Source organism: Pseudoalteromonas sp. QJM3NY_12 (assembly GCF_056173165.1).
This window is the reverse complement of the sequence record NZ_CM149661.1, coordinates 3011252-3033039: the sequence shown is the minus strand read 5'-3', so window position 1 is coordinate 3033039 and position 21788 is coordinate 3011252. Positions and strand designations below refer to the sequence as shown.

Genomic DNA, 21788 nt, shown 5'->3' with positions numbered 1-21788 from the left:
GATAAAGGTTAATAAGGAATTTTTTATGAAAGTAAATCGCGTTGAAGTCTTTGATATTCATTGTCCTGAACGTCCTGCATGGACGCCGGTATTTGTTCGCATTCATACCGATGAAGGGATTAGCGGTGTAGGTGAAGCCGGTCTTGCGTATGACTTAGGTCACAGCGCTGCCGCTGCGATGATCAAAGAAATGGCCGATGCCTTTTTAATTGGCCATGACCCGTTTCAAACTGAAAAACTATGGTCACGTATGTTGCGTGAAAGCTTTTGGGGTTTAGGTGGTGGGCCGGTAGTTTATGCTGCAATGAGTGCGATTGATACTGCGCTTTGGGATATAAAGGGTAAAGCATTGGGTTTACCTGTGTATCAGTTGCTTGGTGGTAAAGTTAACGACAAACTACGTACTTATGCATCGCAGTTACAGTTTGACTGGGACAGTGAGTTTAAAGCGCTGGTACAGCCACAAGAATATGCCGAAGCGGCACTAAAAGCAGTAGCGGAAGGTTACGATGCGGTAAAGGTTGACCCAATTCAATACGATAAAGACGGCAACACCTATTACGACCGCACAAATATTATTTCTCGCCCAGAAATGAAACTATACCGCGCTCGTATGCAGGCTATTCGTGAAGCTGTGGGTGACGAAGTTGATATTATTTTTGAATGCCACAGTTTACCTGGTGCGACATCAGCAATTCAAATTGGTGAGATTGCAGAAGAATTTGATTGTATGTATTTTGAAGAGCCTGTGAATTATTTAAACCACTCATTACATGCCAAAGTGGCTGATAAAGTGGCTGTGCCTATTGCAGGCGGCGAGCGCTTATATAATCGTTGGGGCGTGCGTCCATATTTAGAAGATCAAAGCATTGATGTACTACAGCCAGATATTGGTTTATGTGGTGGCTTTACTGAAACTAAAAAAGTATGTGATTACGCAGATATTTTTGACGTGCGTATTCAGGCACACGTGTGTGGTGGGCCGGTTGCAACCGCGGCAGCATTACATTTAGAAACAGCAATCCCTAACTTTTTAATTCATGAACATCATACTTATGCGATTAAAAAGTGGAACAGAGAGCTGTGCTTACAAGATCCACAACCTAAAAATGGCTTTTTTGAAGTATCAGAAGAACCAGGTCTTGGGATTGAGCTTAATGATGAAATTGTAATGCGCTCACAACGTGTTGAGATAAAGTAAAAGCGTTTGTGTAATGCCCCGTTAATCGGGGTATTACCTGATTACTTTGAGGCGATTGTTAATGTTTAAGATGGCTTCACATTCGGTAGTATCATTAAATGAAACGAGTACAGCTCTCTCTAGCCATGATTCGCGGTCAATTATTTCTCCCCATTTAACGGAACCAAAAGATAAATAAAACTTAAAAGGTGGTACAGGCCACATAAATGCCAAATTAGGTTGGGTATTAACTAAGAATAACCCTGAACCCGAAAGCCCTATTCCAATACCTGCAGCAATGTGAGGGGATGTAGTTTTTGAGTTAGGTACTTCAGAATCACAGTTGATCGTTATTTGATCATTATTGCTTTTTTCAAGTTTGCTAAAACAGTAAGTTAGCTGCTTTTTATTATATTGTAATGTCGTACATCCTTTTTCAGGCGGGTTAATGTCAAGACATTGAGATGCAGCGGCGTTTATTTTAATGCTTCGACTTAATGATAAAAAATTAGGTTCCCTAACATCGCAAATAACGCCAGATTGTAAATGTCTTCCAGGTTGTGACCAAATAACATTGAAGATATCGCTCCATGAAAATCTTATCATCGTATTTGGTTCAGCATATTTGACCATCCATGCAAGTGTATAGAATGAACTATTTTGGGCTTGCTCTTCAGGTAAGGCCATAAATACACAAAAACTAGTTGCATTGCTGGAGTTATTTTTAACTTTTAAAGTATAGTTAGTCATTGCTCTGGCACACCTTCCTAAAAGATATCAAGCCCACTTAATTGTAAATAATTCTGCAATATTGATTGGACGTGTTTCAAGGTCACCCTCTGTCGTGATCTGAGTTTGAGTACTCGCTGCAAGATTAACACCATAGGCTGGACTTCCTTTTTCAGGATTAAGCATATTCACAGGCTTAAAAGTAATGGTATGTTGATGCTCTTTAAATATATCGGGCTCTGTTGTGCCCACTAGGTCACCAATATTATTCGAATCACCTGACATTTTACGTTGTTTGGCATTTTTATCTCTACCGGCTGAGTTATCCCAAGCACGGCTGAAATATCCTCTAAAATCAGGTAATAAAGAAAATTCACCTTGCTTGCCGAAGCGATAGTTAATAACCGAGTTTAGCCGTGTTTGATCACTGTTCAATGCAATTGGTATAGTACATAGAGGTAGTTCTTCTGCTGGTGCTTGTTCTGTTGCTACGTACTGCTTTCGCTCACCAATGACACCTGCAACAATACAAGGCAGACTAGCTAAAGCTATATAGCCCTTGTTTGCGAATATTTTTTTTACAGAAATAACGACAGACGGGGAAGAGCACGAAAGTTCAACAAAAACAGTTTTTGCATCCATTGCAATTTCTAATTCGGTAGATATATTGAGTTCTTGGCTGTTTTGGATTGTGTATGTTCTTTGGACATATGTAATACCGTCTGACAAGCAAAAGTGTAGCTCGCCTGTTCCTTTAACATTTAACTGTGCCACACAGCTAATGTGTTCAGAACATAGAGTTTCTTTCCATCTTGGAAACTCGTGAATATTTTGTCGAAAGCTCATTGTGGCGTTTTCTTCTGTACTGGTAACGATTCGACAGCCGTTATTTTCTGAACTAATTTGTGAACCATTACCTGGATCACTGTATATCCAGCCATCGGGGTGGTTATACTTAATAGGTTGTGTATTCGTTTGATTACTAAAATAACGAAAGTCGTAGTTATACACTAAGTTTTTTTGTTGCATTGCAAATAATAAACTATCTATATCATAAGTATGTTGATTATCTAGAGAAGCCATATCTGATTCCCTCCAATTAATGTGTGCGCCATTAATTAGCGCACACAAATTAGCATTAATTTAGTACTAAAACATTTTGGCTATTTAAGGTTGCGCTCTGCGTTAAAATTCCTTGATATGGAATTTCGAGAGCTCTGCCACTGTTCATGATTGTTTGCGTATCTAAAATTTCGCCAGTTTTGAAGTTACCAGCAACAAGGTAATATTTAGGCTTGGGTGTCCATGTTAAATTCATATTCGGTTGCGTACTGACTAAAAAAGTCCCCGCACCACTCATAGCAATACCAATACCCGCAGCAGCTGATGGAGTGGTGTTTGAATTAGGTACTGTCTCGTCACAATTTGTAAAAATACTGCCACTATTACCTTTTACAGGAGAGCTCATGTTAAAGGCATCATTAACATTGTCGTAGCCTAAAGTGACTGTATTCGCACCATCTAAATCAACTCGTTTTGACTGTGATGTTTTACAGATAACGCCAGGGCGAAGCTCTTGACCTGGTCTTGACCAAATTGCACTGTAGTCAATTTCCCAAGCAAATTCGGCAGTTGTTCCTTGATATGCATACTTGCTAAACCAAGCTAATGTGAATACATTACCGCCAACATCTAATGATGGCTTTTCTTGGAAAATTGCAAATCGTGTTGGGTTAGTTGAGTCGTTTTTAACTAATAATTTATAAATAGACATCCTCGTTTCCTTTTAGTTGTGTTACATCGTGTAAGTAAGTGTGTACTTGGTATGTCAACCAAGTCACCAAAAGATAGGTCTTCTAATTAGAGATTGTTATTACGAAGTATTACCTGCACTGTGTAATACTTTGTTATGGAATATTTCTCCCTAGTATCTAGATTGAGAAAGGAAGAGTGACTTCCTATCAATTTAGATTGCAAAGGAGACAGTAATGAAATTAATTAATTCGGTTATCTATAGCAGCTTTATCAGTTACCTATTTATTTCTGCAACTCAGGCGGCTGCAGACCCAATATGTGATGTAACAGCACAATCTTTTGCTCATATTCAGCAAAGGCATTGCACTGCAGGTGTACAAGCCAGTCAATTTTTGCCTCAGTATTGTGCAACAATTCAAGATGCACAACAATTTTGCGAACAAGTACAAAATGCAACTAATAAATCACGAACAGTACAGCCTGATTCTCGTATTAGGTATGATGCTAACCTAGGGATGGTAGTTGGTACTCAGCAAGAGAAGTGCGCCCGCTTGATAATTAAGCCAAATGGAGAGGTTGTTACTCAGTTCCCTGAACTAAATGGTGCACCGGGAAACTGTTTTTAATGTCAATTTTGGAATAGATAATTATGAGAAAGGTCGTTCTATCATCTACAACATTTCATCTCGATGAGCCTGAATTTCAATGCTCTTTGACAGATGAGCTTTGGCATGATGGTTATGAGTATATAACTATGTTAAATGATGCTCCTATACTACAGCGGTTTTGGAAGCATCAATATGGCGTAGAGGCTGAAAATCCAATATCAGTTAGTATGCTTAATCAGCTTACTGAAGAGCTTGACAAGTGTATTGCTTGTTACCCTATGGAAGAGTCGCTTGTGGCATTTAGCCTTGAATTTAAATCATTGATAAATAAGGCTGTTCGCTACAATTGTTCGCTACAAATAATAGCTCAGTAATCGACCAGTGAATGGCTGTAGCTCAACTCGTTGCCACAGCCATTTCTTAATTTTTAGGCTCTGTTGATTCACAATTCGCCCCCTTTACAATTGTAAAGCACGTCCCTGCAAAACGAACTTTACCTCGTTTACGTTCAATCAAAATATCAGCAGATAATATATTATTGAAAGAGTCCATAAACTGTTTTCGCGCACGGTGGATCTGAATATTGACATGGCTCTCATTAATACCGAGATCGCGTGCTAATTTCTTAATTTGTACCCAGCCCTGTACATCAGGCTCAAATTTATTTTTGATATCAGTCAATTTATTACGAGCCAGCAATAAAGTAAGATAGTGGTGAGAGCGAACATCTAGGTCAACTAATTTATTATGTTGCCTTATTTTTAATTCGGTTTGCTCTTCATCTAAGCTTAAATTGAACATAAATTTAAGGTTATTAATAGACGTAGGACTTAAATTCAGCGTGTTTTCTTGTGATGCCATTTCTGCTTGAAAAAACTGCCACTGCTGTTCTGCGATTATTATTATTTGGCCATCTTTTAAGAGTGTTAATTGGTGAGTTTCTGTATTTTCATAACACCAAGAGAGTCTCTCAGGGTCGTAATAAATAACAGCTTTGGGGTGTTGGCTATCGGGTAAAAAATGATAAGGTTCGAGCAACATACAATGTGTATTTGTTCCATTGACCGGAAGTAAAAGGTCTCTTGGTGGATCGATAGAAGTTAACTGGTAATCTAAGTTATTTATTTCTGAAAAGCTGATGCGATCATTTAGGGCTAATACGGAATTGGTTTGCTTATCAAGTCGTTTACCGTTTAGCCAAATACCATTTTTGCTTAAGTCACGAATGTACCAGTGTGGTTTAACCCACTCTATTACAGCATGAATACGTGTCACTTCTGGGTAGTTTAATAAGGTGTCAACAGAGTGGGCTAGCCGACCAAAACGATGAAAGTCGCGCAGATAAAAGCTCATATTTGAGTTTAACTTAGTCAGTATAGCCATACAGCTCTCTTTTGGTCTTTTAGTAAATAATATTACACTATCATATTGTATATATTGACTTTGCATTTAATTAACATTAAATACTAGACTAATTATTTACATATGATGGATCGAACAGTTTGTGTTAGAGGATTATTACAAACAAATACAAGTTTTGGCGCAAGGAGGAATGAGTACGATATACCTTGCAACAGATCTAGAGTTGAATAGACAAGTAGCCCTCAAAGTTATGAAATTAGCTGGAAATAATACTGAGCGAGCCATCAGCGAAGCAAAGTTAATTGCAAGCTTAAATCACCCAAATATAGTGCAGCTTTATAAGATAATTCATCGGGATGAACAAATTTTATTAGAAATGGAGTATGTTAAAGGAACGACCTTAGCCCATTTAATGAAAGAACAGAGTCTCACTCTTACTAAAAAATTAGAAATACTTATTCATATCAGCGATGGCCTAGCTGCAATTCATGATAAAGGCATACTACATCTCGATTTGAAACCTGCCAATGTATTAGTTAGTGATGAAGACACAGTTAAAATAACAGATTTTGGTATCTCAAAAATTAAAGGAGCTGAAGCGACAAATATAGGCACTGATTATGGCAGTTTAAAGGCAATGTCGCCTGAACAATTGAATAATCAAACTATGGATTTTCGTAGTGATTTGTTTTCACTAGGGCTAATAGCTTATCAATTATTAACAGGCTACCATGCCTATTCAAAACAAGCATCGAGTAATATAGGGCAAGATTTAGCAAAACAAATAATGTCATTTCCTTGTAGCGCAAGTTATGAATCGATCAAAGAGTTATCTGCCGATTTAGTGCCTTTACTTAAACAATTATTAGCATTCAAAGTTGATAAACGACCTGAAAGCACTCGTGCCGTAGCATCTCAGTTTAGGCGGATTTTAGACTCACTTAGTTTTGAAAGCCTGACTGTAGATGTTAAAAGCTATCAAAATAATAACAACGTAAGTAAACGTTTTTTCAATAGAAGATTATTTCTTACTGTGGTTCTTTGTCTGTTATTGAGTGCGGGGAGCTGGCTTTGGTATTCATCGAAAGCGATAGAGAGGATAGCTTTGATGCCAGTAGAATTTACAGTGAGTAGCCAAGTTACGGATACACAAAAGCGCTTACTTAGTCTTGGCGTCAAAGATGCAATAACCGAATATGTACTTGCGGATCGCAAGTTTGCTTTAATTTCGAGCAAGGAAGTTACACAAACACAATTAATACTTGGTAATGATGCAGGCCTAAATAATTTAGCTGCTGCGCTAAGAGCTACTAAGCTACTGATTCCTGTATTAGATTGTAGTCTTTTATCTTGTGACTTTACACTAAACGAATTAGATAAAAACGCCACAATGGTAGGCACAACCCGAAGTGCAACAAATAAAGAAAGCTATCTAAATATTTATAACTCAACACTATCTTCAATAAAAAACTTGCTTAGCCCAAGCATCCTGTCAAATAGGGAACTGTTATTGTCAGATGAGTTTATCAGGCAATATGTATCTTTAGTTACCCTAACTGCGAATGATTTAGGTAGTACTCAAAAGCAACGTGCCATGGCTGAAGCCTTGTTATCGCAACAGCCAGATTTTAAGCCTTTATATCCTTTATACCGAAAAATAATTTTACGACTTTATAAGTCTTCCAAAAATGTAGCGCTCATAACAAAGTTACAATTTCAACTTGAACGAGCGCCAACTTCATACAGTGACAGTCCTGCTTATTTAATTGACCTACTTGAAATATATCAACAAACGGGGGAGCACATTAAAGCCGAAAAAATTATTAGCAGAATTCAAAACTCATCATTAGAGGAATACCAAAGAGAAACTATTTTGGCTATTTATTTTAAGCGTATAGGTCGCCTTGAAGAATCTTTAAAGCATGCGAAAATGGCATATAAAATAAGGCCAACTTTATTAGCGACAAGAAACCTTGCAATAGCGTATCTCACATTGGGGAAACGTGCTAACGCATTAAAATATTTAAAGGAGGTATTAAGTTATAACCCTAACGATATTGTAACGCTAAAAACAGTCGCTGATGTATATTTGTTATCGGGTGACTTGAAGGCTGCAGAGAATAACTACCAAAAACTGATAGATTCGGGGCGGCAAAGCGCTTCTATTTATAGTAATTATTCAATTACTCTTTCTCTACAAGGTGAGTTTGTCGATGCATTAAATTTTGCTCAAAAAGCGATGATGTTAGATGCCAAAACAACTACCTTACAACTTAACTATGCCGATTTACTTCATTTTAAGGGCCGCTTTACAGAGGCCGAAAGCTTATATTTAGAAGTCAATAAGCAGCTTGATTCTTCGTCGCAGAACGTTGCAGAACAACTTGAAAAAGCACAAGTGTTGATTCATTTAGATAGAAATCAACAAGCAATGAACCAGATTGAACAGCTGTTAGCTACTAATTCTAATTTGGCAGAGGCATACTTTATTAAAGCAATGCTACAAAGCTTGTTGAATGAAAAATACTCGGCGTTAGCATCAATAGAGCAAAGTATAAATTTGGGGTGGAGCCCAGTTTTTTACCGTTTACAATGGTTTAAGGGGTTATGCTCTGAAAATAAGCTGATGAGCTTAATAGGTAAAGAGCATTATAACTTTTTATGTCCAGTAAAAAATAGCGCAGAGTAAGCTCTGTACTAGTGTGGCTCCATATCTTCAATTATAACACGTGGGTCTTGCGAAAAATAACGCATAAGAGAGTTAACGTCAGTGCTCTTTTTTGCAATTAATCGAAAATTAATTTCATAATTTGTACGTTGATCCAACTGCCCTGATACTACTTTTTTTGGATTCTCAGCCAATAGTTTGTTCAACTCCTGAGATAAGGCTTGATGCGGTAAAATACTAGAAATTGTAATAATTAATGACTTCCCTTCATTGGCAACAAGGCTATTTAGTTGGTAACTAAAGTTATCTTTAGCATCTGAAAAATAGCTGCCATTTTCAGAAAAAGTCCACTCCGATTCGTTTGCTAACTCATAATATAAGTTCAGGCTTCCACCTGTAGTGAGTTCTTTATAGTTGATTTTAATATCTTCAGCGCTAGAGCCTGATTTAGAAATAAACTCCCAAGAGTCATTTTCGTTTGGGATAACGCGAAAGCTAAGATCGTTCATGATAAAAGTCCTGTTTTAAATTTAAAATTTCTTATTTACTCCATGAGCATTTTAACTATAGATGTAATTAAGTATTCCACCAAAAAATAACAATAATTATTTTTGTTCAGAAAAAGTAAAAAAGCTTAACAGGCTTGAGAAACCACGTTCGGCCAGCGCTCTATAATATATTAGTATATCGCCTTGCAACTAACACCAGGTAGTGGCTCGGTAGCTTTACTATCTAAATGTCGGATAAAACATTGCTTACCTTTAATCATTAGTTCAAACTGATCCGGCATATTGAGCTGCTTGCCCATAATCGGATTTCCCTGAGGATCTTTATGATTAAGTCGCTCAAGCGTAACTGTGCTTGAGGTGACAAAAACATCGTCGGCTAATTGAACCTGCGAGCTATGCAGCAGTTGCGCAATTGCGTCGGCTACTTTAGCGCTATTGGGCTCAATTAGTAACGCATGTTGCAACTTAGGTGTGGGCTCTGAGCTTTGTGCTAAGCACCCCGTTAACCCTAATGTCGCTGCAGTCATGCTTATTACTAGTAATTTGTTCATTGCTTATCTCATGTTATCACTAAGAATAATATTTTGTTTTAGCATGGTTTGAATTCGCATATCTTCTACTTCTGGCATATCGGTGGCGATTGTGGGCGCAAAACCAAGAGCACTATTTGTTGAGCTTGGGGCAGGGCAACTGCCGCTTTCTCTATAGCTCAGCGCTGTACTTAATAAGTCTTCACTAGCATCACCTAAGCGCTTAGTAAAGTCATCGGCAACAGCACAACCAGCAATACGAACCGGTTGGCGTGCGTCATCAATGGTATTTTGCGGTGCGAAGCCATCTGAATATTCACCAAAACCTTTGTTATTTTCGCCAGTAAATTGAATAGTAAAATAAGTGGTGTCGCAGTTGTCGGTAGGGTAAAAACCATACGGTTTACCGCAGGTGCCTGCGCCTATCTGAATAATTTCAACATCTGCTCCGCGCAGCCCATTAATTATAGCCTCACTAGCCGAGCAAGTACTGCTGGTGGTAAGTACAAATACCCGTTCTAAGTTTAAGGTGGGTAACGGCGTGCCCGCTACAATTGCAGGATTATTTTCAAAGCCGACAAAACGATTTGTAAAAGGCATCGGCGTCAGTGCTTGGCCTGTGACGGGGTTGGTATTGGGGTATTTATCATTAAATATGGTCCGTTCAAATATTTTACCTTGCGTGTTACTGCCCCCCACCATGTAGCCTACTTGGCTAGCCATTTGTAATAACCCCCCCCCGTTATAGCGCACGTCAATGACTAAATCTTTAATGCTACTGGCAGCGAGTTGGTTAAAGGCGTTGTAAAGCTGGGTTTCGGCTATGGCGTTGTGGCTATTAAATTGAAAATAACCAACATCACCAGCGGCTAAATCGGTACGCACATTCATTACTGGTTGCGATTCGATGTTTTGAGACGTGAGTGTCACTGTGCGATTTTCATTAGTACTGATATCCCTAAATACAAACTCGGTAACTTTACCCGTTTGCTCGGGGAATAAACCTGCATTAATAATATCTACCTCACTCGATGAGATGGTGTTAATAAAATCAACGCCATCAACTTCTAAAAGCTCAAAACCACGAATAATATTTTGATTACTAGCTGGGGTATTTGGTTCGGTGTAGCTAACAACTGCTTGGCGTGGCGCGCTACCGGCAATTATTTTTACATTAAAGCCATAACCAAAGCTTAGACCGGATTGATTTTGTCTTTGCCACTCATCGGTCGGTAAACTAAAGTGAAAATTATCTTTTTTCGCACCTGAATCAGTCAGTTGTTCCGTTTTTAAAGTATTAAAGTAATCAATAACGCCTGATGTTAATGCGGGGTTGGTATCAATAATTTCGTCATACCATAGGTAGGTTTCGTTACTCCAAGAGCGTAGCCAGTTTTTTTCACTAATTGCTTGGCATTGACCTTTAAATTGCCCTGAACTGGCAAATACACCTGGAGTCCAGCCGCTATTATTAGTTGTTGGGTTGGTCGCATTGTCGCTACCTCCACCGCCACAACCTGTTAATACAGCGGCTAGCGAGCAAGAGAGTAATGTGTATTTAAGAGAAGATGGATTAAAAATGGCCATACGCATGCTCGTTTTTTAAACTGTTGAGCTAAATATAGCGGTTTTCATTTAGAGTTGATAGAGGCTTGCAGCATTTTTGTAACTCAAATATTGCCATGTAAGATTGTCGCTACACAGGCTGCGATAATGTTGCCATAACTCGTTGTAGTTAATATTAATTTGGCACACGGGGAAGTTGCTAGCAAACATCACTCTTTGCATACCAAAATGCTTTAAAATATGTTTAAAACATTGGTTTTGCTGCTCGCTATTAAGCATTAGTAATTCAAAACCTGAAAACTTAATCGCAACATTAGGCTGTTTTGCAAGTAGTTCAATTGCAGTTGCCCAGTTAGCAAGGTTGTGTGCAAGCCCTGCGTGATTAATGATTATTTGTAAGTCACTAACTTGGTTGGCATAAGAAATGAGTCGCTCGGTGATGTTGAGGTTTTCTACTTCAAATTGGGCTTCAAAATGCAGCTTTAAATGGCTCAAGTGCCGCAGGTTATCGAGACAATGAGGGCTCAATAAGCGCTCGGCATCATGACCTTCAGTGATATCTCTAATGCCTACAAGAGAGTGATGTTCTAGCTGCTGAAGTGCTAGTTTAAATGCGTTATTTGGCTGGTTAATTGTTGCAAAGCTAATTGCTTTATAAGGTATAGTTTTAATATGTCTGGCTAACCAGTTTAATTCTTTAACAGGCTGGTTATTATCAAAGCCTGCCTCTATGTGCACTAAACCTGCGAGTTCAAAGTTAGTACTTTTGATCAGTTCAGCAGCGCTGATGGGCTGCTTTATTTTATCTAAGTTAGACCAAGCTGGTGGGTTCGCACCTTGTAGCCAAGTGTATTGACCCTCCAGCAAATTAAAAAAGTGCAGATGCGGGTCAATAATTTTAGTGCTCATTGTGCTGTGTAGCCGCCATCAATACGTTGTAAGCTACCAGTAATAAAGCTGGCATCTGCACTTACTAAAAAGCTTACCAGTGCAGCAACTTCATCGGCTTGACCTAAACGGTTGAGTGGTTGTAATGCGGCTTCTTCTGCAACAATATCGGCTTTGTTAGCACCACTTCTTTTACAATATGCATCAATTGCATTATGAAATAACGGCGTTTCTATAGTGCCAGGGCACACTGCATTAGCGCGAATATTAAAGCTTGCGTAATCCAAGGCGGTGGTTTTAGCCATTGAAGCCAATGCGTGCTTTGTTAAGTTATAAGCAAATGAGTTTTGTTTGCCAATAATGGCCTGATCTGAGGCAATTAACACAATAGCGCCATCTTGTTGTGCTTTCATAGCTGGTAATACGCTTTGTATAGCCGCGTACGCACCTTTAACATTAAGTGCCATTAACGCATCGAATGTCGCTTCATCGGTGTGCTCAATTGTGGCACTTAGGTGCTTACCAGCGTTTGAAACAAGTACATCAATACGTTGTGTTTTTTCAATAATAGCCTGTATGCACTGGCGTACGGCGGTTACATCACTAACATCACATTGATGAAAAAAACCACTCTCACTGGGCTCAATATCTAAGTTATGAACCTGATAGCCGTTAGTTAATAATCGCTGTAATACAGCAAAGCCAATGCCTTTAGAGCCACCGGTTACTATTGCAACTTTTGACATACTTGTTCCTTCAATTAGCAATTAATGTGCGTGGCCGCAACCACCTTCAGCATGAACATGGCCATGAGAGATTTCTTCGCTTGTTGCTTCACGAACTGATACAATCTCAACATCAAAGGTCAGTGTTTTACCAGCAAATGGGTGGTTTAAATCACAATCAGCATTAAAGCGGCCTACTTTTACGATAGTCACTTGATGACGACCCTGATTTGATTGCACCATTGCAGTCATACCTGGCTTCCACACTTTTACATCGCCTTGTAAATGCTTAAGCGGAATGCGCTGAATTAAATCATCAACACGCTCGCCGTATGATTCACTTGGAGATAACGTTACGCTAAATTTATCACCAGCAGTTTTACCTTCAAGTGCGGTTTCTAAACCAGGTAGCATGCCTTCGCTGCCGTGAATGTAACTTAATGGCGTGTCGTTAAGGCTACTTTCTATTTGTTCACCGGCTTCGCTAAGGGTGTAATGAAATTCAACGGCCGAATTTTTACTGATTTGCATGCATGTCTCTTTAAGATTTGAATAAATTAAAAAGCAATTTTACGCGAAATACTGCGCTTTAGAAACTTAACGGGGATGATTTAATGTATTTTGTAAGTCGAGTAACAGATCTTTTTTAGCCGGTGTGGTTTTAGGTGTCGCAGCTTGGGGTATAAATAAAACTAACTGAGTCCCAGGCTTTAATACGCTAGATGCTGATAACTTATTCCAACGTGCTAAATCGCTATGAGCAACGCCATACAACTGACTTATATTCCACAGGTTATCACCGGGCTTAACGTGGTAATCTACCTCGATGGTTGGAATGACGGGCTCTTTTTGTTCCAAGTAAGGGCTTATTTTATAGTTAATAGTGAGTGATTCAGGTAACGTTTGAGGCTCTCCTAAAATAAGTTTTTCGCCAACACCAATAAAGTTATTTTGCTTATTATTGAGCTGTTTTAGTGTCTTTAAAGGCAAGCCAAAATGCCTAGCAATACCGTATAGTGTGTCATTTTTTTTGACTATGTATTCGCCTGCAAAATTGGCTTTAAAAAAACGGTTTTTTAGTAAAGCTTGTTGCTCAATAGGAAGCAACAAAGTATGCGGGCCATGGGGGGAACTTTGGTTTTTTAAATAACCTCGATTAAGAGCATGTAGCTGTTTTACACCCATACCAGAGAGCTTGGCCATAATTGAAAAATCGAACTGTTTTGCCACATTTAACGAGGTGGTCAGTGCTTTATAAGGAAGCTTTGGCCGTTTAAATTTTGCCTTAGGGTGTTTTACTAAATAGCTCAATGCTAATAGTTTTGGTACATAGTCAGCGGTTTCTTTTGGTAGGGTCAGTGCCCAAAAGTCAGTTGACTTCCCTCGCTTTTGATTGCGTTTTATAGCACGTTTAACTCGGCCTTCACCGGTGTTATAGGCTGCAAGTGCATGCAACCAATTACCATCAAAACGTTTATGTAAATAGCTTAAGTAATCTAGTGCTGCATCGGTTGAGGCCAGTACATCTTGGCGTCCGTCGTACCATTGATCTGATTTAACCCCAAAATGATGTGCAGTTGCTGCAACCAGTTGCCACACACCCACAGCATGTTCAGTTGAGCGGGCGGTAGGTCTAAAGCCACTTTCTACAAATGGCAGTAATGCCAGTTCCATGGGGAGTTGCTTTTGCTCTACTTTTTTTACTATATGGTATAAAAAAGGCTCTGCACGGCGAGACACTATATTTAAATAATTCGGTTGTTTTAAATACCAGTTAATGCGTTTCTTTAACGCCTGATTTTGCTCAACCGGTAAATGTAAGTTATCAGCAATATGTGCCCATAAGTCAGTTGGTTGAGTTACTTTTAGGGCTTTAGGTATTGTTTTTATATTAATTATTTTTTTGGTGTTTGTAGAGGTTGGCGTGTTTGATTGTGCGGTTTTTTGCTCTACAGGTGCAGGGACTACAGGCGCAATGATCTCTGGCTGTGTGGTTTTACAGCTACATAGCAATATAATGGCAAAGCATAAGATCAGGTGACGCATTTTGTTCCTTTTTAAAAAATATATTTCCATATTTTAACACAATCCATTGTGTTCAGTTATTGACTGTTTTTAGCGCGAAGTAATCCCGATTGCAAAAATAAGTTACTTGATTTTATATCAAGTGGTTCTTGTTGGTAAGGTTTTAGTGCTTCACTTGGGAAGTTTTTTTGTAATTGCTCAATACTGGCTTCAGGGTTGTTTTTAACCTGCTCCGTAATTGCTTCTAAAAACGTGAGTGACTGTTTTAATTTAACTTTATCGACTAAATTGCCATGGCCAGGAATAAAAAGTGACAGTGTATTATTATTTATATATTTTTTTAATAAACTTTGCCATTGCTTAAGCTTGCCATGCCCTGGGTAGGGGAGCCAGTCAATGATATCACCACCTATTAAGGTTTTACCCTTGTCAGCAAGTAATGTTAAATCGCCATTAGTATGTGCCTGATACGGGTTGATAGTTAATACATAATTTCCTAAATCTAATGTTTTAGGCTCACTAATACTCATTTTTGGTGGTGTTAGTTGATAATTCTGCCAGCGAAATAGGCGTGTTTTAGCGCGAGTGAGCTTTTCTCGCCATTGAGTTTGCTCAGCATCGGGTAAGGTGGCTAATCGCTGATAGCTCAGCTCAATGCTTTTTTCGAACCCCTCTAGCTTATCTGTTAATGCTTGCTGATAACGCGAAAAGTCGTTAGCGACTTGTTGGTGAGAAATCAGTTTTGCGTCTGGGAAGTAATGCTGCATAACCGCCATGCCCAGTAAGTGATCGTCATGAAAATGAGTGGCAACTAAGTAACATAAAGGCGTCTTTAGCTGTTGTTTTAGTTTGGTAACCAGTTGTTCTACTGCTGCAAAGTTACCACTGGCATCTACCAGTAAGGCACACTCACTGCCCTGAATTAACACTTGGTTAGAGTCGTAAAAACGTAATCTATCTGGCTGCTTGATAAATTGAATATTAGCCGATAACGATTGCCACTCAACTGCTGCATTGCTTTTTGCATGTATAAATAGGCAGATTAAAGGCAGTAAGCACTTACCTATTTTTTGAGCTTTAGTTAAAAGTGGTTGCATCTTTTTCTCTAGCTATATTTTGACGGTAAAAACAATAAAAGCGCAAAATGCGCTTTTATTTAGTGTGTTCAGAGTTTGAGCTTAAGTATTGACTCAACTTATCAATCAATTGATCTTGATGCTCAAGCTCAACTGATTTTTGAGTTTTTGCTTCAAGCAATTCGTGGCTTAAATTCAAAGCAGCCATAAGTAATGCTTTTTGATCGTTTCTGACTGTTGAACGTTGTTTCATTTGTTCAACTAAATCATTCAGATTTTTGGCGGCCGCTTTTAGTGCCTCTTCTTGCCCAGCCGGACAAGCAAATTGCTGCTCTTTACCAAGCAATTCAACAGTGACTCGCTGGTTTTGCAGCTCAGACATTAGCTTGCCTGTTGTGCGCTTTGTAATTTATCTAATAATGATGACAAGGTGGTGCTTGCATCTTTTTGTTTTTCTTCATTTTCAAGGGCCTCTAACTGTAATAACTCATTTTCATCAAGCAGTTTACTGTTTTGCTCTTTAAGCTCTGTAATATCAGTTTGCAACTGATTATTACGGGTAATTAGTTGGTCGATCAGTTGTTCGAGTTGTTGAAGAGTATTGTTGTTCATAAATGCGCTCATATAACTGTAATTAATGTCATGCAAATGTAAAGCAAAGTGTGTTTATTTGCCAGCATTTACGCTGGTTTTAGGTGATTTTTATTCTATGTTAAGGGATAATTCATGCTATTGGCTTTTTCATTCAGAAATGGTTCACGTAAACACCCGCTTTTGCTGTGACGATTGCCAAAGCAGTGTGCTTTATGGTTCACTAATTTTATTAAACAGCGTATGGTGAAAATAAATAATGCTTAGTTACAGACACTCCTTTCATGCGGGTAACCCTGCCGATGTACTTAAACATTTAGTGTTAGCGCAAGTGCTGGGTTATCAAACAATAAAAGATAAGCCGCTTGACTATATCGATACGCATTCGGGTGCTGGTTTTTTTGAGCTGTCAGCACCAGACGCGCAAAAAACCCAAGAGTACCAAGATGGCATAGAAAAACTTTGGCAACATACCAGTCAGCACGGTGCCTTAAATGACTACATTGAGTTAATAAAATCGTTTAATGAAAGTTCGTCTCTGGCGTTTTACCCAGGTTCACCAAAAATCGCCGAACACTTTTTACGCCGCCAAGATAAGGGCTGGTTTTTTGAGTTGCATCCGCGAGATTTGGTATTACTTGAAGAAAACATGCAAGGTAAGCGCTCTGTTCGAGTACGCGGCGAAAATGGGTTTGCGGGCTTAATTGGTTTATTACCGCCAGCCTCGCGCAGAGCCTGTGTGTTAATAGACCCACCTTATGAAATAAAAGACGATTACAATACGGTAGTACAAACCATTGTCAAAGCCCACCAACGCTTTGCGACGGGTACATATATGATCTGGTATCCGGTTGTGGACAGAGAACGTATTGATAATATGGAGCAGGGTTTAATTGACGCGGGAATTAAAAATATTCAATTATTTGAATTAGGTACCGAAGCAGATACAGAAGTACATGGTATGACCGCCTCTGGAATGATAGTGATAAATCCACCATGGAAGCTGAAACAAACTATGGATGACGTGTTACCTGAACTAGTAAACTTGTTGAGTAAGCCTAGTGGTTTTTACCGTAGCGAGCAGCTAGTCGCCGAATAAAAATAAATAAGCTTAGGGTCTGTTGACCTTTGCGGATTAAAATTTGTTCAAACTAGGGGCGGTTTAATCGCGGCGCGAGGTTTGTAACCTAGTGGGCTAAGTAAAAACCGAGCAACAAAGAGTAAATCGCCCCTAGGCAGAACCCTTCGGGCAGCGCCTGTTTGGCATTGATGCTGCGTTATCGCCTATTTATGGGGAATAACCACACCACATAGGCTCTGCCTTGCCTAAATACCAAACAGACTGCTGCAAATTCAACCTTGAAAGATCAACAGTCCCTAGTTTAACTGGCTTATTTATTTGCTTAGATGTGGGGTATTGTTACGTTCTTAATCAAAAGTAAACAGCGTTAAAGGTAGCAAGTTGGTTGCCTGCCTCATTTTGTAATACTAATTTTTCACCATTAATTTGCCATTGCGTTGCTGCCTGAAGCACAGCCGCCATCGCGCTTTCTTGTTCCATATTGTCATGACACATTTTTTGCGTGATAGCTAACTGCGTAAAAGTCACTGCTTGCTTCGATACTTCATAACCGCCATTAAAGTTATTACATCCTAAAAAGCCGTGTACAGTGTTATCACTATTAAACTGAATAAATGGCTCTTTGGTATTCACTACAACAGGGTTGCCGTCGATTGAAACTGCTTTGAAGTAGGTGTTTACTAAGTCAACGTCTGGCTTTGGCGCTACTTTTGAAACAATAATCTCTAAAGGCTCTGATGAGGCCGTATTATCAAAAGGCGGGTTACTCGTTGTGCTGGTGTATAGCAAGTTTCCTTGATTATTAATGGTTGCACGCACGCTATAGCGGTGAGTTGGGTCAATCTTTTCAAGGTTATACTCAAGCTCTACTTTATAAGGCGGTGCGCCTACTAAATCAATTACCTGCTCAGAGATAACCGTTGCTGCCACATCCATTTTTGACACATCAACCAAGGTAACGGTTAGCTGTGAATTAGGCGCAATTAGGCTGCGATCTAAGTAACTAACTTGCACAGGTAAGGTGGTCATTGTTTGCGCCACAGCACTATTTTGCTGCGCTGCGTCATCGTTACATGCGCTCAGCATAAGTGTGCCACTTGCTAGAAAACACAAGCCTGCAATCGACTTTAACATTGAATTTGGCTTCGATGAGAACATAAGAGTTCCTTGATGGAGTATGGTATAAGGTCGCTAGCATACGGTTGAATTGCTTAATCATTGCTTAACTAGCAAATAAAGAAAGTCGAGATATAAAAAAAGGCGCTAGGCGCCTTGATTTATTACTTACTTTTTTACGTATTTAGTTAAAATTACAATACGCTGTCCATCAACACGTCCTTCAATATGTTCAGGGTTGCTGGTTAAGCCAATATTGCGCACGGCTGTACCGCGCTTTGCTGTTAAGCTGCTACCTTTCACATCTAAATCTTTTATTAACGTGACGGTGTCGCCAGCTTGTAGTACTACACCATTGCTATCAATGTGTTTAATATCATCATCTTCAGCAAGCGCTTGCTGCGCCCATGTTAATGTGTCTTCTTCAAGGTAAATCATATCTAGCGCGTCTTGTGCCCATCCGTTATCAGCTGCTAACTGAGTCAGCATGCGATAAGCAACAACCTGTACCGCAGGTGTTTGACTCCACATACTGTCATTTAAGCAATGCCAATGGGTCGGGGTTAAATCGCTATTGCCTTCAATTTGATCTTTACATGTTTGACAGGTGTAGATGCATTTATCTGAATGAGCTTCGGTAACAGGAGGAACTTCGTATACAGTTAGGTCGTCTGTTGCTGCGCAGAGTTCACATTGGTTACTGCTACGTTCTATTAAGGCTTGTTCAATGCTCATATAAGGGACTCTTTTTTGTGAGTTTATAAAAAATTAATAATCGCATTATACCTTATAACCATAACCTTTGGGTATGCTTAGAGCAGTTGTAAACTCAAAAACCCTATAAAAAATGAGGATACTAATAACTCTGCTCTAGGGTTATAGATTTAGTCTTATTTGTTTGTTTTTAATCTAATTAAAATTGCAGCAAGTCTTTAAAGTTTCACTATACTGGTTAAATAATAAAAAATAATGATGACATCACTGTTAAGTAGGAAGGTTAATGCCAAATAATCTAGAGGTAAAAAATTCATCTATTTTGGTTACTCAATATATTGCTAGGCAACCAATTTTTGACGGTGATAAAAGTATTTTTGCTTATGAGTTGCTCTATCGCGATTCAGTTAATAATGCTTTTCCTGTAGGAACAACTGACGGGCAAGCCACTGGGCGACTTTTTTTTAATGCGCTAATGCTGGTTGGCATAGAAAAGCTAACGCTCAATCAAACTGCGTTTATTAATTTATCGAGCGAGGGGCTTTTAGAGGATTTACCTAAATTATTACAGCCTGAGAATACTGTAATTGAAATTGTTGAGCGTACTGAAAATATAGAGCTTGTTGTTGAGAGAGTGACAGAGTTAAAAAAAGCAGGATATGTATTTGCGCTAGATGATTATGACTCACATGAAAAATGGCAACCATTACTCAGTTTGGTTGATTATATTAAGCTTGAAGTTGAAGAGCCTGTAATAAAAACCAGCATGTTGCTGAAAAAGCTCAAACGCAATTTTCCTAATATTAAAATAGTGGTAGAGCGAATTGAAACCTATGATGAATTTAGGCAGCTTAAAGAAGCTGGATGCGATTACTTTCAAGGGTTCTTTTTTGCACATCCAGAAATGTTAAGTTACAACAGTATCGAACCTCTAAAAATGGCTGTTTTAGACTTACTGCGTTGCACATCCCGCACAGATTTAGACTTTAATGAAATTAATCAACGCATTTCTAAAGATGTCGGTTTGACTGCACGCGTCCTAAAACTAGTGAATGCTCGCTCTGCTAATAAAAATTTAGTGATAACGTCTATTCCTCAGGCGGTTGTGTATTTAGGGGAAGATTCTATTAGAAAGTTTGTACGAGTATTGGCGCTAAGCGAACTTGGCTCAGACAAGCCCAGTGAACTTACTCGTTTAGGCTTATGTCGAGCGCAGTTCATGCAAATAATTTTAGAACCAGGCGGAAAAGTCATTGCAGAACAAGGTTATTTAGTCGGCTTAATGTCGGTGCTTGATGCTATTTTAGATATGGAACTGGAAGCTATTGCTAAAGAGTTTAGTTTAGGGGCTGAGTTATCTGGTGCACTATTAAGTTTTGAAGGGATGATGGGTAATTCTTTACATTTAATAAAAGCGGTAGAGGAAGATAATTGGCAATTGGCTAAAAAGTTGTTAGAAACTATTCGCCCAGCCTCGAATATTGAGACCGTATTTAGCGCCATGTTGGATGCACGCCAGTATGCGGATGAACTATTGGCCACTATTATTGAGCAAGACTAACGTATAACGTTTGGGTATGATTGGCACATATTGATTTTACTTAGTATTACACCATGCGTTTATTTTTACCTATTACCACTATTTTAATTGCCTTAGCTTTATTAATTCCCGGGGTGACTCAGCCCGTACTGAGTATGGAAGGTAAAATTGATAAGTCTAAACTTGCTGAGGCGGGCATCGAAATGTTGGCAGATGAAGGGAATCAAAACACCCGTAATATGCTAATGATGATCTCGAGTATATTGGGGTTAGATAAACTTGAAGGCGAGATCAGCGCTTATCAAAAAACGCGCAGTATTTGGGGCACCGTTAACGAACTGGCCGATAACAAAAACTACTTAGTGGCGATACTAGTGGCGTTTTTTTCAATGGTGATCCCAACAATTAAGCTGCTGCTTCAATTGTTGTATTGTGTGCTGAAGGAGACTTCGTTTAAGCACAATCTTGGTAAGGTGATTATCGGTTTAAGTAAATGGAGTATGGTGGATGTGTTTGTTATTGCATTAATAGTGGCTTACATGGCTGGTAATACAAACGCGAACTCAGAAGATTTACTAAATATGCATGCTGAGTTTGGTACTGGTTTTTGGTATTTTACCGGCTATTGCTTGTTCGCCATTGCGGCCAGTAGCTTCATAAAGCCAGTAGTAAAAACCAGTTAATTATTGAGTTTTAAACACAGTTCCCATAAACTTTAAACGTCTATTTATTTTTAGGTTAATTCATTGCAACGTATTTACTGTATTTTACTCACGCTAACTTTGTTACTCACTTTTGTGGGTCAAGCCGTTGCGTCTGTATCTATGGTATGTGATATGCCGCATATGAACATGGCAACCCATGCATCGATGCAGCATAGTGAGATGGCAATGAGCGACGACGCTGATACAACAACCATGTCTATGGATTGCTGTAGTGAGCAAAGCACGTTAACCCAAGATTGCAGTTGCCCGATGAGTGCTTGTAGTTCGCATTCAGTCTTGCATGTAAACTCACTATTTATAGCCTCCAAATTATCCTCTGAAAAAGTGCAACATGCTGTAGTACAGCATCAAGCTAACTTTGCACGTTCTCTTTACCGTCCTCCTATGCCTGCATAATCGC

24 protein-coding genes are annotated in these 21788 nt (G+C 39.0%); 8 read left to right on the top strand and 16 right to left on the bottom strand.

Translation table 11 applies throughout. The features are described from left to right. Positions 1-25: 25 nt before the first annotated feature. The gene (locus AC0VZ5_RS14160; protein WP_054202652.1) at positions 26-1201 is read left to right on the top strand and encodes a mandelate racemase/muconate lactonizing enzyme family protein; all 1176 of its coding nucleotides are present in this window, start codon (positions 26-28) and stop codon (positions 1199-1201) included. Positions 1202-1234: 33 nt separating this feature from the next. Here the strand turns inward: AC0VZ5_RS14160 and AC0VZ5_RS14155 are convergent, their stop codons facing one another. From AC0VZ5_RS14155 to AC0VZ5_RS14145, 3 genes are read right to left on the bottom strand one after another with little or no spacing between them, the layout of a single operon-like run. Next, positions 1235-1930: a hypothetical protein gene (locus AC0VZ5_RS14155; RefSeq protein ID WP_178956675.1), complete on the bottom strand. Its 696-nt coding sequence runs from the start codon at positions 1928-1930 to the stop codon at positions 1235-1237. Between the two features lie 27 nt (positions 1931-1957). Beyond that, positions 1958-2992 (bottom strand): hypothetical protein, encoded by a 1035-nt coding sequence (locus tag AC0VZ5_RS14150; RefSeq protein ID WP_475473368.1) that lies wholly within the window; start codon positions 2990-2992, stop codon positions 1958-1960. 55 nt (positions 2993-3047) lie between these two features. After that, positions 3048-3683, bottom strand: a complete 636-nt coding sequence (locus AC0VZ5_RS14145) for a hypothetical protein (RefSeq protein ID WP_138604959.1) — start codon at positions 3681-3683, stop codon at positions 3048-3050. A 214-nt stretch (positions 3684-3897) separates the two neighbouring features. Here AC0VZ5_RS14145 and AC0VZ5_RS14140 point away from each other — a divergent pair, with 214 nt between their 5' ends. Both AC0VZ5_RS14140 and AC0VZ5_RS14135 read left to right on the top strand, forming a co-directional pair. Next, on the top strand, positions 3898-4290 hold the full coding sequence (locus AC0VZ5_RS14140) for a hypothetical protein (RefSeq protein ID WP_138604958.1): 393 nt from the start codon (positions 3898-3900) through the stop codon (positions 4288-4290). A 23-nt stretch (positions 4291-4313) separates the two neighbouring features. Then, positions 4314-4646 (top strand): hypothetical protein, encoded by a 333-nt coding sequence (locus AC0VZ5_RS14135; protein ID WP_178956673.1) that lies wholly within the window; start codon positions 4314-4316, stop codon positions 4644-4646. Positions 4647-4692: 46 nt separating this feature from the next. Here the strand turns inward: AC0VZ5_RS14135 and AC0VZ5_RS14130 are convergent, their stop codons facing one another. Continuing rightward, positions 4693-5655, bottom strand: coding sequence for an FHA domain-containing protein (locus AC0VZ5_RS14130; protein WP_475473366.1), 963 nt, complete (start codon positions 5653-5655; stop codon positions 4693-4695). Between the two features lie 121 nt (positions 5656-5776). Here AC0VZ5_RS14130 and AC0VZ5_RS14125 point away from each other — a divergent pair, with 121 nt between their 5' ends. Continuing rightward, entirely contained in the window at positions 5777-8323 is a 2547-nt protein-coding gene (locus tag AC0VZ5_RS14125) for a protein kinase domain-containing protein (protein ID WP_475473364.1), read from the top strand. Between the two features lie 8 nt (positions 8324-8331). Here the strand turns inward: AC0VZ5_RS14125 and AC0VZ5_RS14120 are convergent, their stop codons facing one another. The 10 genes from AC0VZ5_RS14120 to AC0VZ5_RS14075 all read right to left on the bottom strand — a co-directional run bounded on the left by AC0VZ5_RS14120 (position 8332) and on the right by AC0VZ5_RS14075 (position 16233). Beyond that, entirely contained in the window at positions 8332-8811 is a 480-nt protein-coding gene (locus AC0VZ5_RS14120; RefSeq protein ID WP_138604954.1) for a hypothetical protein, read from the bottom strand. Between the two features lie 170 nt (positions 8812-8981). After that, entirely contained in the window at positions 8982-9362 is a 381-nt protein-coding gene (locus AC0VZ5_RS14115) for a hypothetical protein (RefSeq protein ID WP_249363145.1), read from the bottom strand. 3 nt (positions 9363-9365) lie between these two features. Next, on the bottom strand, positions 9366-10928 hold the full coding sequence (locus AC0VZ5_RS14110) for a S41 family peptidase (RefSeq protein ID WP_475473361.1): 1563 nt from the start codon (positions 10926-10928) through the stop codon (positions 9366-9368). A 48-nt stretch (positions 10929-10976) separates the two neighbouring features. Beyond that, positions 10977-11816, bottom strand: coding sequence for an amidohydrolase family protein (locus AC0VZ5_RS14105; protein WP_475473359.1), 840 nt, complete (start codon positions 11814-11816; stop codon positions 10977-10979). Further along, positions 11813-12541, bottom strand: a complete 729-nt coding sequence (locus tag AC0VZ5_RS14100; RefSeq protein ID WP_475473357.1) for an SDR family NAD(P)-dependent oxidoreductase — start codon at positions 12539-12541, stop codon at positions 11813-11815. Before AC0VZ5_RS14100 ends, AC0VZ5_RS14105 begins: the two co-directional genes overlap by 4 nt. Positions 12542-12562: 21 nt before the next feature. Then, positions 12563-13051, bottom strand: a complete 489-nt coding sequence (locus AC0VZ5_RS14095; RefSeq protein ID WP_475473355.1) for an FKBP-type peptidyl-prolyl cis-trans isomerase — start codon at positions 13049-13051, stop codon at positions 12563-12565. 66 nt (positions 13052-13117) lie between these two features. Further along, positions 13118-14566, bottom strand: a complete 1449-nt coding sequence (locus tag AC0VZ5_RS14090; RefSeq protein ID WP_475473353.1) for a transglycosylase SLT domain-containing protein — start codon at positions 14564-14566, stop codon at positions 13118-13120. Between the two features lie 56 nt (positions 14567-14622). Further along, positions 14623-15642, bottom strand: coding sequence for an MBL fold metallo-hydrolase (locus AC0VZ5_RS14085; protein ID WP_475473351.1), 1020 nt, complete (start codon positions 15640-15642; stop codon positions 14623-14625). Positions 15643-15697: 55 nt separating this feature from the next. Then, positions 15698-16003: a cell division protein ZapA gene (locus tag AC0VZ5_RS14080; protein WP_010391716.1), complete on the bottom strand. Its 306-nt coding sequence runs from the start codon at positions 16001-16003 to the stop codon at positions 15698-15700. Beyond that, complete coding sequence (locus tag AC0VZ5_RS14075; RefSeq protein WP_008113449.1) at positions 16003-16233, bottom strand: hypothetical protein; 231 nt, start codon at positions 16231-16233, stop codon at positions 16003-16005. Before AC0VZ5_RS14075 ends, AC0VZ5_RS14080 begins: the two co-directional genes overlap by 1 nt. A 238-nt stretch (positions 16234-16471) precedes the next feature. Between AC0VZ5_RS14075 and AC0VZ5_RS14070 the strand changes: the two genes are divergently transcribed. Beyond that, positions 16472-17311: a 23S rRNA (adenine(2030)-N(6))-methyltransferase RlmJ gene (locus AC0VZ5_RS14070; RefSeq protein WP_475473348.1), complete on the top strand. Its 840-nt coding sequence runs from the start codon at positions 16472-16474 to the stop codon at positions 17309-17311. Positions 17312-17644: 333 nt separating this feature from the next. On the opposite strand, the gene AC0VZ5_RS14065 is transcribed toward AC0VZ5_RS14070, so the two are convergent. Next, positions 17645-18451 carry an META domain-containing protein gene (locus AC0VZ5_RS14065; protein WP_138606613.1) on the bottom strand — a complete coding sequence of 269 codons (807 nt, stop codon included), beginning with the start codon at positions 18449-18451 and terminating at the stop codon, positions 17645-17647. A gap of 126 nt (positions 18452-18577) precedes the next feature. Further along, a complete protein-coding gene (locus AC0VZ5_RS14060) occupies positions 18578-19144 on the bottom strand; it encodes a PhnA domain-containing protein (protein WP_076921864.1) in 567 nt (188 codons plus the stop codon). Positions 19145-19409: 265 nt separating this feature from the next. Between AC0VZ5_RS14060 and AC0VZ5_RS14055 the strand changes: the two genes are divergently transcribed. The 3 genes from AC0VZ5_RS14055 (at position 19410) to AC0VZ5_RS14045 (ending at position 21784) form a co-directional block, all read left to right on the top strand. Next, positions 19410-20684, top strand: a complete 1275-nt coding sequence (locus AC0VZ5_RS14055) for an EAL and HDOD domain-containing protein (protein ID WP_109874049.1) — start codon at positions 19410-19412, stop codon at positions 20682-20684. A 53-nt stretch (positions 20685-20737) separates the two neighbouring features. After that, the gene (locus AC0VZ5_RS14050) at positions 20738-21346 is read left to right on the top strand and encodes a paraquat-inducible protein A (protein ID WP_475473345.1); all 609 of its coding nucleotides are present in this window, start codon (positions 20738-20740) and stop codon (positions 21344-21346) included. A 63-nt stretch (positions 21347-21409) separates the two neighbouring features. Beyond that, a complete protein-coding gene (locus AC0VZ5_RS14045; protein ID WP_138606609.1) occupies positions 21410-21784 on the top strand; it encodes a hypothetical protein in 375 nt (124 codons plus the stop codon). Positions 21785-21788: the final 4 nt, after the last annotated feature.

Excerpts from the sequence above, each read along its gene's own strand:
- AC0VZ5_RS14160 (WP_054202652.1), top strand. The coding sequence starts at position 26 with ATGAAAGTAAATCGCGTTGAAGTCTTTGATATTCATTGTCCTGAACGT.
- AC0VZ5_RS14140 (WP_138604958.1), top strand. The coding sequence starts at position 3,898 with ATGAAATTAATTAATTCGGTTATCTATAGCAGCTTTATCAGTTACCTA.
- AC0VZ5_RS14105 (WP_475473359.1), bottom strand. The coding sequence starts at position 11,816 with ATGAGCACTAAAATTATTGACCCGCATCTGCACTTTTTTAATTTGCTG.
- AC0VZ5_RS14055 (WP_109874049.1), top strand. The coding sequence starts at position 19,410 with ATGCCAAATAATCTAGAGGTAAAAAATTCATCTATTTTGGTTACTCAA.
- AC0VZ5_RS14150 (WP_475473368.1), bottom strand. The coding sequence starts at position 2,992 with ATGGCTTCTCTAGATAATCAACATACTTATGATATAGATAGTTTATTA.
- AC0VZ5_RS14155 (WP_178956675.1), bottom strand. The coding sequence starts at position 1,930 with ATGACTAACTATACTTTAAAAGTTAAAAATAACTCCAGCAATGCAACT.
- AC0VZ5_RS14110 (WP_475473361.1), bottom strand. The coding sequence starts at position 10,928 with ATGGCCATTTTTAATCCATCTTCTCTTAAATACACATTACTCTCTTGC.
- AC0VZ5_RS14085 (WP_475473351.1), bottom strand. The coding sequence starts at position 15,642 with ATGCAACCACTTTTAACTAAAGCTCAAAAAATAGGTAAGTGCTTACTG.
- AC0VZ5_RS14080 (WP_010391716.1), bottom strand. The coding sequence starts at position 16,003 with ATGTCTGAGCTGCAAAACCAGCGAGTCACTGTTGAATTGCTTGGTAAA.
- AC0VZ5_RS14100 (WP_475473357.1), bottom strand. The coding sequence starts at position 12,541 with ATGTCAAAAGTTGCAATAGTAACCGGTGGCTCTAAAGGCATTGGCTTT.
- AC0VZ5_RS14145 (WP_138604959.1), bottom strand. The coding sequence starts at position 3,683 with ATGTCTATTTATAAATTATTAGTTAAAAACGACTCAACTAACCCAACA.
- AC0VZ5_RS14120 (WP_138604954.1), bottom strand. The coding sequence starts at position 8,811 with ATGAACGATCTTAGCTTTCGCGTTATCCCAAACGAAAATGACTCTTGG.
- AC0VZ5_RS14115 (WP_249363145.1), bottom strand. The coding sequence starts at position 9,362 with ATGAACAAATTACTAGTAATAAGCATGACTGCAGCGACATTAGGGTTA.
- AC0VZ5_RS14060 (WP_076921864.1), bottom strand. The coding sequence starts at position 19,144 with ATGAGCATTGAACAAGCCTTAATAGAACGTAGCAGTAACCAATGTGAA.
- AC0VZ5_RS14065 (WP_138606613.1), bottom strand. The coding sequence starts at position 18,451 with ATGTTCTCATCGAAGCCAAATTCAATGTTAAAGTCGATTGCAGGCTTG.
- AC0VZ5_RS14075 (WP_008113449.1), bottom strand. The coding sequence starts at position 16,233 with ATGAACAACAATACTCTTCAACAACTCGAACAACTGATCGACCAACTA.
- AC0VZ5_RS14090 (WP_475473353.1), bottom strand. The coding sequence starts at position 14,566 with ATGCGTCACCTGATCTTATGCTTTGCCATTATATTGCTATGTAGCTGT.
- AC0VZ5_RS14050 (WP_475473345.1), top strand. The coding sequence starts at position 20,738 with ATGCGTTTATTTTTACCTATTACCACTATTTTAATTGCCTTAGCTTTA.
- AC0VZ5_RS14070 (WP_475473348.1), top strand. The coding sequence starts at position 16,472 with ATGCTTAGTTACAGACACTCCTTTCATGCGGGTAACCCTGCCGATGTA.
- AC0VZ5_RS14135 (WP_178956673.1), top strand. The coding sequence starts at position 4,314 with ATGAGAAAGGTCGTTCTATCATCTACAACATTTCATCTCGATGAGCCT.
- AC0VZ5_RS14130 (WP_475473366.1), bottom strand. The coding sequence starts at position 5,655 with ATGGCTATACTGACTAAGTTAAACTCAAATATGAGCTTTTATCTGCGC.
- AC0VZ5_RS14095 (WP_475473355.1), bottom strand. The coding sequence starts at position 13,051 with ATGCAAATCAGTAAAAATTCGGCCGTTGAATTTCATTACACCCTTAGC.